The sequence below is a fragment of the Xanthomonas sp. SHU 199 genome, assembly GCF_000364665.1.
Lineage (GTDB): Bacteria > Pseudomonadota > Gammaproteobacteria > Xanthomonadales > Xanthomonadaceae > Xanthomonas_A > Xanthomonas_A sontii.
In genome coordinates, this window is sequence record NZ_AQOI01000158.1 from 1 (window position 1) to 7,805 (window position 7,805).

Here is a 7,805-nt window from a genome sequence, read left to right on the forward strand (position 1 = left end):
CCGCGCGCAACGCCGCCAGCGTCGCCGCGACGTCGGGCAGGCGTCCGCCGCGGGCGTCCTGCTCCACCACGGCAGCGGCCTGCGCCAGGGTGGCGGCACCCAGCGTCGCGGCGCTGCCTTTCAAAGCGTGTGCGGCATCGGCACTGGCACCGGTGTCGCCCTGCCGCAAGGCCGCCTCGACCCGCTGCAGCAGCGTGCGGTGCTCCTCGGCGAAGGCGTCCAGCATGCGCACGAACAGGCCGGCGTTGTTGCCGAACCGCGCCAGGATCGCATCGAGCGCAGCCGGCGCCGCCGGCTCGGGCGGCGCCGGCTGCGGGGCCACCGATGCCGGCGCGGCGGTGCGGCCACTCAGGCGCAGCAGCGCCTCCACCATCTGTTCCAGATCGATCGGCTTGCCGATATGCGCATCCATGCCCGCCGCCAGGCAGGCGTCGACGTCGTCCTGCGCCGCATTGGCGGTCATCGCCAGGATCGGCAATCGCGCGAAACGCGCGTCGGCACGGATGCGCCGGGTCGCCTCCAGGCCATCCACGCGCGGCATCTGCATGTCCATCACCACCACGTCGAAGACCTGGCCGCTCTCGCGCACGCACTGCACGCCCGACAGGCCGTCCTCGGCCAGCGCCACCTGCGCGCCCTCGGCGCACAGCAATTCCTCTGCCACCTGCCGGTTCAGCGCATTGTCCTCGACCACCAGCACGCGCAGCCCGGGCAGACGCGCCACGCGCTGCGACACCGGCACTGGCGCAGCGATCCTGGCACCCCCGCTCCAGGCCCGCTCCAGGGCTTCGATCACCTGGCACGGCGTCACCGGCTTGACCAGGTGATCGGCGAACGGCGGCGACACGTGGCGCTGCGTCTGACCCAGCAGTTCGCTCTGGTAGGCGGTCAGCATCAGTACCAACGGCGGCGCGGCGCACATCGCGCGCAGTTGCGCCGCCGCGGTGACGCCATCGATGCCGGGCAGGCGCCAATCCATCAACACGGCGTCGAAGCGTGCGCCCTCGCGCTCGGCCGCGATCGCGCGCGCCACCGCGTCCTCGCCGCTGGCGACGCCCTCCACCTGCCAGCCGCAGGCGCCCAGCGCGTCGGTCAGTACCTCGCGCACCAGCGCACTGTCATCGACCACCAGCACATGCCGCGGGCGCGCGCAGCCGCATCCAGCCGCCGCCTCGCCGTTGGTATCCAGCATCAGCGGCAGATCGAACCAGAACCGGCTGCCCTCGCCGAGCACGCTGTGCACCTGCAGCTCGCCGCCCATCATGCCGATCAGGCGCCGGCTGATCACCAGGCCCAGGCCGCTGCCGCCGAAGCGGCGGCTGATCGAGGCCTCGGCCTGCGTGAAGCTGTGGAAGATGCGCTGTTGCTGCTCGGCACTGATGCCGATGCCGGTGTCCTCCACGATCATCCGCAGGGTCACCGCCTGCGCCTGCCGCTGCAGCAATTCAACGCGCAAGCGCACATGCCCGTGCTCGGTGAACTTGAGCGCGTTGCCGGCCAGGTTGATCAGCACCTGCTGCAGGCGCAGCGCATCGCCGATCACGCGATCGGGGATACCGCGGTCGAGCTGGTACACGATCTCCACTTCCGGCCGCTGATGATTGCCGGCCAGCACCACCGCCAGGTCGCGCAGCAACTCCTCGATGCGGAACGGATGCAGGTCCAGCTGCAGCTTGCCGGCCTCGATCTTGGAGTAGTCGAGGATGTCGTTGAGCAGGCTCAGCAGCGACTTGCCGGCCTTCTGCGCCTTGCCCACGTAATCGTCCTGGCGCGCATCCAGCGCGGTGCGCTGCAGCAGTTGCAGCATGCCCAGCACCGCGTTCATCGGCGTGCGGATCTCGTGGCTCATGTTGGCCAGGAACGAGGATTTGGCCTGGCTGGCCTCGTCGGCGCGCGCCTTGGCCTGGCGCAGATCCTGCTCGGCCTGCAGTTGCGCGCTGATGTCGCGGTTGATGCCGATGACCCGGGTGACCCGCCCCTGCGCGTCGCGTTCGGTGTGCGCGCCGGCCTGGATATGCCGCAGGCCGCCGTCGCTGCGCTGCACCCGGAACACCGGGTCGTAGACCGTCCCCCGCTCCATCGCAGCCTGCAGGCTGGCCTCGGATATGGCGATATCGTCCGGGTGCACCTTCACCCGCCAATCGGAATAACGCAAGCCGCGTTCGCGCAAAGCCGCGGGCCACTCGTACAGGTCGTACATGCGCTCGTTGCATTCCAGCGCGTCGTCGCCCGGGGTCCAGGTCCAGATGCCGAGTTCGGCGGCATCGGCGGCCATCGCCAGCTGGTCGTGCGCGCGGGTCAGCGCCTGCCGCTGGCGATTGCGCTCGGTGATGTCGGCGATGACACCGACCACCAGGCATTCGCCGTCCATCCACATACTGCCGAGGCTGATCTCGATCGCGAACGCATCGCCGTTCTTGCGCAGCGCCTGCAGTTCGTGGGCGCTGTCGACGCGTTCCGGCCACGTGCCCGTCGGCGGCACGTCGGCCGCCATCGCCGCGTGCAAGCTGGAGGCCGCCTCGGGCATCAGCCGGCTCACGTCCTCACCGACGATCTCCTCGGCGCCGTACCCGAATACGCGCTCGCCGGCGCGATTGACCGAGCGCACCTTGCCGCGCGCATCGAAGGTCATGATGGGATTGACCGCCGTGTCCAGGATCGCCTGGGTCAGGGCCATGCTGCGCGCCAGCGAGCGCTCGGCGGCCTGACGTTCGCTGATGTCCAGGGCGATGCCCAGGTAGCCGGAGAGTTCGCCCTGTGCGGTGCGGATCGCCGTGACCACCAGGCTCACCTGGCGGGTCGTGCCGTCGCGGCGCACATACGTCCACTCGCAGATGTCGGCGCCATCGCGCTCGGTCTTTTCCACGAATACGCGGAAGCCTTCCACCGGATACCCGAGTTCGGCGGCCAGCATCGCGCCGCGGGCGGCCACCTCCTCGGCCCGATGGAACGCAGCGGGAGTCAGCGTGCCGACCACGTCCTCGCGGCGGTAGCCGAGCAGGCGCTCGGCGCCGGTGTTGAACAGGGTGATGGTGCCGTCGCGGTCGGTGGCGATGATCGCCACTTCCGAGGCGGCGCTCAGCACGCCTTCGAGCATCGCGGTGCTGCGACTCAACTCGGCGGTCCGCGCCGCCACCTGACTTTCCAGGGTCGCGTTCAGGGCCAGGATCTGCGCACGTACCGCCTTCTGCTCGGAGATGTCGCGCACCGTCTTGGACGCGCCGATCGGCCGGCCTTGGGCGTTGTAGATCGGCGAGACGCTGACCAGCACGTCGATCATGCGTCCATCGGCATGCCGGCGCACGGTCTCGAAATACGGCACGTCCTCGCCGCGCCCGATCCGCCGCAGTACCGACTCCTCCTCGTGCATCAGTTCCGGCGGCACGATCAGCTCGCCCAGGCGCCGGCCCACCGCCTCGACCTCGCTGAAGCCGAACAGTTGTTCGGCAGCGCGGTTCCAGCTGGTGACCACGCCCTCCAGGGTCTTGCCGATGATGCCGTCGGCTGAGCTCTGCACCACCGCGACCAGGTTCGCCTGCTCGCGGGCGATCTGCCGGCGCCGCAGGTGGTTGCTGCACAGCGCGAACGCCAGCGCCGACGCCAGCACGCTGAGCAACGCGCCGCCCAGCACTGCGGCCTGCACCGACCAGCGCGCGCTGGCGGCAACGAAGGCCGGGCTGGCGACCATGTCCATCCGCCAGTGCCGCCCCATCACGTCGCGTCGCAACTCGGCATGCGGCGCCTGCGCGAGCGTGGCCTGCGGCATATTGCGATAGAACGGCGTCGCGCCAGCATCCGCGTTCTCGTCGCTCAGCGTCAATTCGATCCGCTGCGGATCCAGATCCAGCGCCTGCATCACCTGCGGCATCAGCAGCGGCGCATAGGTCCAGCCCCGCAGTTCGCGCAGGCGTTGCGCCGCCGCTGGCGGCGTGGTGGCGCTGCGGTAGACCGGCAGCAACAACAGGAACGACTGCGCATGTTGCGCGCCGGCCTGCACCAGCGTGATCGGCCCGGTCAAACGCGATTCGCCGCTCAGCGCCGCCGCCAAGGCCGCGCCACGGCGCGACGACTCCGAGGCGATGTCCAGGCCCAGCGCCGCGGCGTTGCTGTCCACCGGCTCGATGTACTGGATGACGAAGCGGTCGCCACTGTGCGGCGCCAATTGCCGGATGTCGAAATCCTTACGCCCCAGCGCGCGTTCGGTGGCGACGAAGCGTTCCTGCTCGGCCGCCGCGACACGGCGGATGAAGCCGAAGCCTCGGGCGCCCGGAAACTCGCGGCGCAGATCGCGGCTCTGGCTGTAGCGCAGCACTTGATCGCTGTGCAATTCGTCGCCGGCGGTGACGATCATGCCGCGCATGCCGCGCAAGCCGTGGTCGTAGTTGGACAACAGCTCTTCGATGCGATCGAAGGCGACATGGGCTTTCGCGTCCAGTTGCGCTTGCGTGTGCCGCGCGTTGGCCCGTTGCAGTTGCAGCGCCACCGCGGTGGTGAGCGCCGCGCCGATCAGCAGCGTCGCCAGCGACCAATAGAACGGACTGCGCTTGAACAACAACCTGGACATCCTCAGGCCCCTCCCCGGAGCGCCGTGTCGGTGGATCGGGCCCTGCACGCGTTGTCGCAGTGCTAGTGTCCTGCCCTGGCGGACACGACGCGACACCCGCGATGCGTGATCGCCTCATCGGCATGGTGGAAGCAAACTTGACCGCCTGCGGCGCGGGCGCGGCGAAAAAATGCACCATGGGCTGGCAGGCTGGGTGCATCCCGTGGTGCGCATCACAGGCCGGCCCGACGGCCACCGCCGGACTCAGGGCGAGACAGCACCCGCCGCCTGCGCAGCGGCTCGGCCCGCCTCGGCAAGCACCGCGATCTCGCGTTCGCCGCGACGCTCCACCCGCACCCAGCCCGGCCCCGGCTGCCCGGCGAGTTCGGCATCGCCGAGCCAGGCCAGCGTGCGCAGCAGCACGCTCATGCGCACGTCCAGGCGCTTGCACACCCGCGCCAGTGCCATGCCATCCGGCGCCTCGGCCAGCAGGTGCAACAACCGCGCGGTCAGCAGCGGATCAGCGGACAAGCGCGACCCCGATGTCGCGCGGGCCGGCCGCGGCGGCGTCGGCCAGATGCGCGGTGACCACCACCGGAATCGACTTGGAGGTCGGCGTGCGCGCCTCGTCGGCGAAGCTGGACAGGGGCACCAGCGCATTGGTCTCCGGGTAGTAGGCCGCCAGGCAGCCGCGCGGGATGTTGTACTCGACCAGCAGGAAGCGCTTGGCCTGGCGCGGCACGCCGTCCTCGCAGAGGCTGTGCAGGTCCACCCAGTCGCCGGCGCGCATGCCCAGGTCGGCGATGTCGGCGGCGTTGATGAACAGCACGCGGCGCTCGCCGAACACGCCGCGGTAGCGGTCGTCCAGGCCGTAGATGGTGGTGTTGTACTGGTCGTGCGAGCGCGTGGTCGCCAGGGTGAACACCAGTTGCCCGGGGTGCTGACGGCGCGCGCGGTGGATCGGATTGTCGGTGGGCACCGCATGCACCTTGAACACCGCGCGGCCCTCCGGCGTGTCCCATTCGCGGTCGCGCGCGCCGTTGGACAGGCGGAAGCCGCCCGGCACCCGCACCCGCGCGTTGAAGTCGGCGAAGTCGTCGAACATCTGCCCGATCAGGTCGCGGATGCGGTCGTAGTCGGCCACCAGCCAGCGCCAGCGTATCGCGCTGCGCGCCCCCAGCGTGGCCTCGGCCAGCCGCGCCACGATCGCCGGCTCGGACAGCAACTGCGGCGAGGCCGGCGGATTGATGCCGCCGGACAGGTGCACCATGCTCATCGAATCCTCGACGCTGACGTGCTGCGGCCCGCCCTCCTGGATGTCGATCTCGGTGCGGCCCAGGCACGGCAGGATCAGCGCGTCGCGGCCATGCACCAGATGGCTGCGGTTGAGCTTGGTGGTGACGTGCACGGTGAGATCGCAGCGGCGCAGCGCGCGGTGGGTGGCATCGGTGTCGGGCGTGGCGGTGGCGAAGTTGCCGCCCATGGCGAAGAACACTTTGGCGCGGCCGTCGGCCATCGCCTCGATCGCACCGACCGTGTCGTAACCGGGCGCGCGCGGCGGGGCGAAGCCGAACACCGCCTGCAGCCGGTCCAGGAACGCTTCCGGCGGCTTCTCGTAGATCATCATCGTGCGGTCGCCCTGCACGTTGCTGTGGCCGCGCACCGGGCAGGCGCCGGCGCCGGGACGGCCCAGATGGCCGCGCAGCAGGAGCAGGTTGGCGATCATCTGGATGGTCGCCACCGAATGCTTGTGCTGGGTGATGCCCATGCCCCAGCAGGCGATCAGCCGCTCGGCCTTGAGGTAGATCTCGCCGGCCTTGCGCAGTTCGGCCTCGCTCAGCCCGGACTCCTCGACGATGGTGTCCCACGGCTCGGCCGCGACCTCGGCGGCGAAGGCCTCGAAGCCGACGGTATGGCCGGCGATGAACTCCAGATCCAGCAGCCGCGGCTGGCCACTGCTGGCCGCCTCGGCGTCGCGCTCCAGCACATGCTTGATGATGCCCTTCACCGCCGCCAGGTCGCCGCCGATCTTGAGCTGGAAATAGTCCGAGGAGATGCGCGTGGAGCCGTTGTGCAGCATCTGCAGCTTGTCCTGCGGATCGGCGAACTTCTCCAGGCCGCGTTCGCGCAGCGGATTGAACGAGACGATCGCCGCGCCGCGCTTGGCCGCCTGGCGCAGTTCGCCGAGCATGCGCGGATGGTTGGTGCCGGGGTTCTGGCCGAAGATGAAGATCGCATCGGCCAGTTCGAAATCCTGCAGCGACACGGTGCCCTTGCCGACCCCGATCTGCGCCTTGAGCGCGGTGCCGGACGGCTCGTGGCACATGTTGGAGCAGTCCGGGAAGTTGTTGGTGCCGAACTCGCGCACGAACAGCTGGTACAGGAACGCGGCCTCGTTGCTGGTGCGGCCGGAGGTGTAGAAGATCGCCTCGTTCGGCGAGGCCAGGCCATTGAGGTGGCGGGCGATCAGCGCGAACGCGTCGTCCCAGTCGATCGGCACGTAGTGGTCGGTGTCGGCGTCGTAGCGCAGCGGCTGGGTCAGCCGGCCCTGCCCTTCCAGCCAGTAGTCGCTGTAGCGGGCCAGTTGCGCGACGCTGTGCTGGGCGAACAGCTCCGGGGTGGCGCGGCGTGCGGTGGATTCGGCGGCCACCGCCTTGGCGCCGTTCTCGCAGAACTCGAAGGTGGAGGTGTGGTCGCGGTCGGGCCAAGCGCAGCCGGGGCAGTCGAAGCCGTCGGGCTGGTTGACGTGCAGCAGGGTCTTGGCGCCCTGCACCGCCACGTCCTGCTCCATCAGGTGCTTGGCCACCGCGCGCAACGCCCCCCAACCGCCGGCCGGTTGCGTGTAGGGCTGGATGGTCTTCTTGCTCATGCGGGCTCTCCGGCGGGTTCTGTGCGCGCTAGGCGCTGCGGATGGCTGTAGACAACGTAATCGTGATCGCGGGCGAAGCCGATCAGGGTGAGGCCGGCGCTGTCGGCAAGCGCGATGGCCAGCGCGGTGGGCGCGGAAATGGCGGCCAGCAACGGGATGCCGGCCTGCGTGGCCTTCATCGCCATTTCGTAGCTGGCACGGCTGGTGACCACGGCGAAGCCGGCGCCCGGGTCGAGGCCGGCGCCGGCCAGCGCGCCGATCAGCTTGTCCAGCGCGTTGTGGCGGCCGACGTCCTCGCGGATCAGCTGCAGCTCGCCGCGCGCGTCGGCCCAGGCCGCGGCATGGGTGGCGCCGGTCAGCGCGTTGAGGGTCTGCTGCGCGCGCAGCGCGCGA

The 7,805-nt window shown here is 70.1% G+C and carries 4 protein-coding genes; all 4 read right to left on the reverse strand.

Going from position 1 to position 7,805, the window contains the following annotated elements:
• A partial coding sequence (locus D183_RS0107185) for a PAS domain S-box protein (protein ID WP_051067608.1) occupies positions 1 to 4,564 on the reverse strand: 4,564 nt, incomplete at its 3' end.
• Between the two features lie 243 nt (positions 4,565 to 4,807).
• Positions 4,808 to 5,074 (reverse strand): hypothetical protein, encoded by a 267-nt coding sequence (locus D183_RS0107190; protein ID WP_017908410.1) that lies wholly within the window; start codon positions 5,072 to 5,074, stop codon positions 4,808 to 4,810.
• Positions 5,064 to 7,412: an FdhF/YdeP family oxidoreductase gene (locus tag D183_RS0107195; protein ID WP_017908411.1), complete on the reverse strand. Its 2,349-nt coding sequence runs from the start codon at positions 7,410 to 7,412 to the stop codon at positions 5,064 to 5,066. The genes D183_RS0107190 and D183_RS0107195 overlap by 11 nt, the downstream gene beginning before the upstream one ends.
• The coding region (locus D183_RS0107200) for a formate dehydrogenase accessory sulfurtransferase FdhD (protein ID WP_017908412.1) at positions 7,409 to 7,805 on the reverse strand (397 nt) is incomplete at its 5' end. The genes D183_RS0107200 and D183_RS0107195, both read right to left, overlap by 4 nt.

What these genes read in the sequence shown, in the direction of transcription:
- D183_RS0107195 (WP_017908411.1), bottom strand. Translation starts at nt 7,412, where the DNA reads ATGAGCAAGAAGACCATCCAGCCCTACACGCAACCGGCCGGCGGTTGG.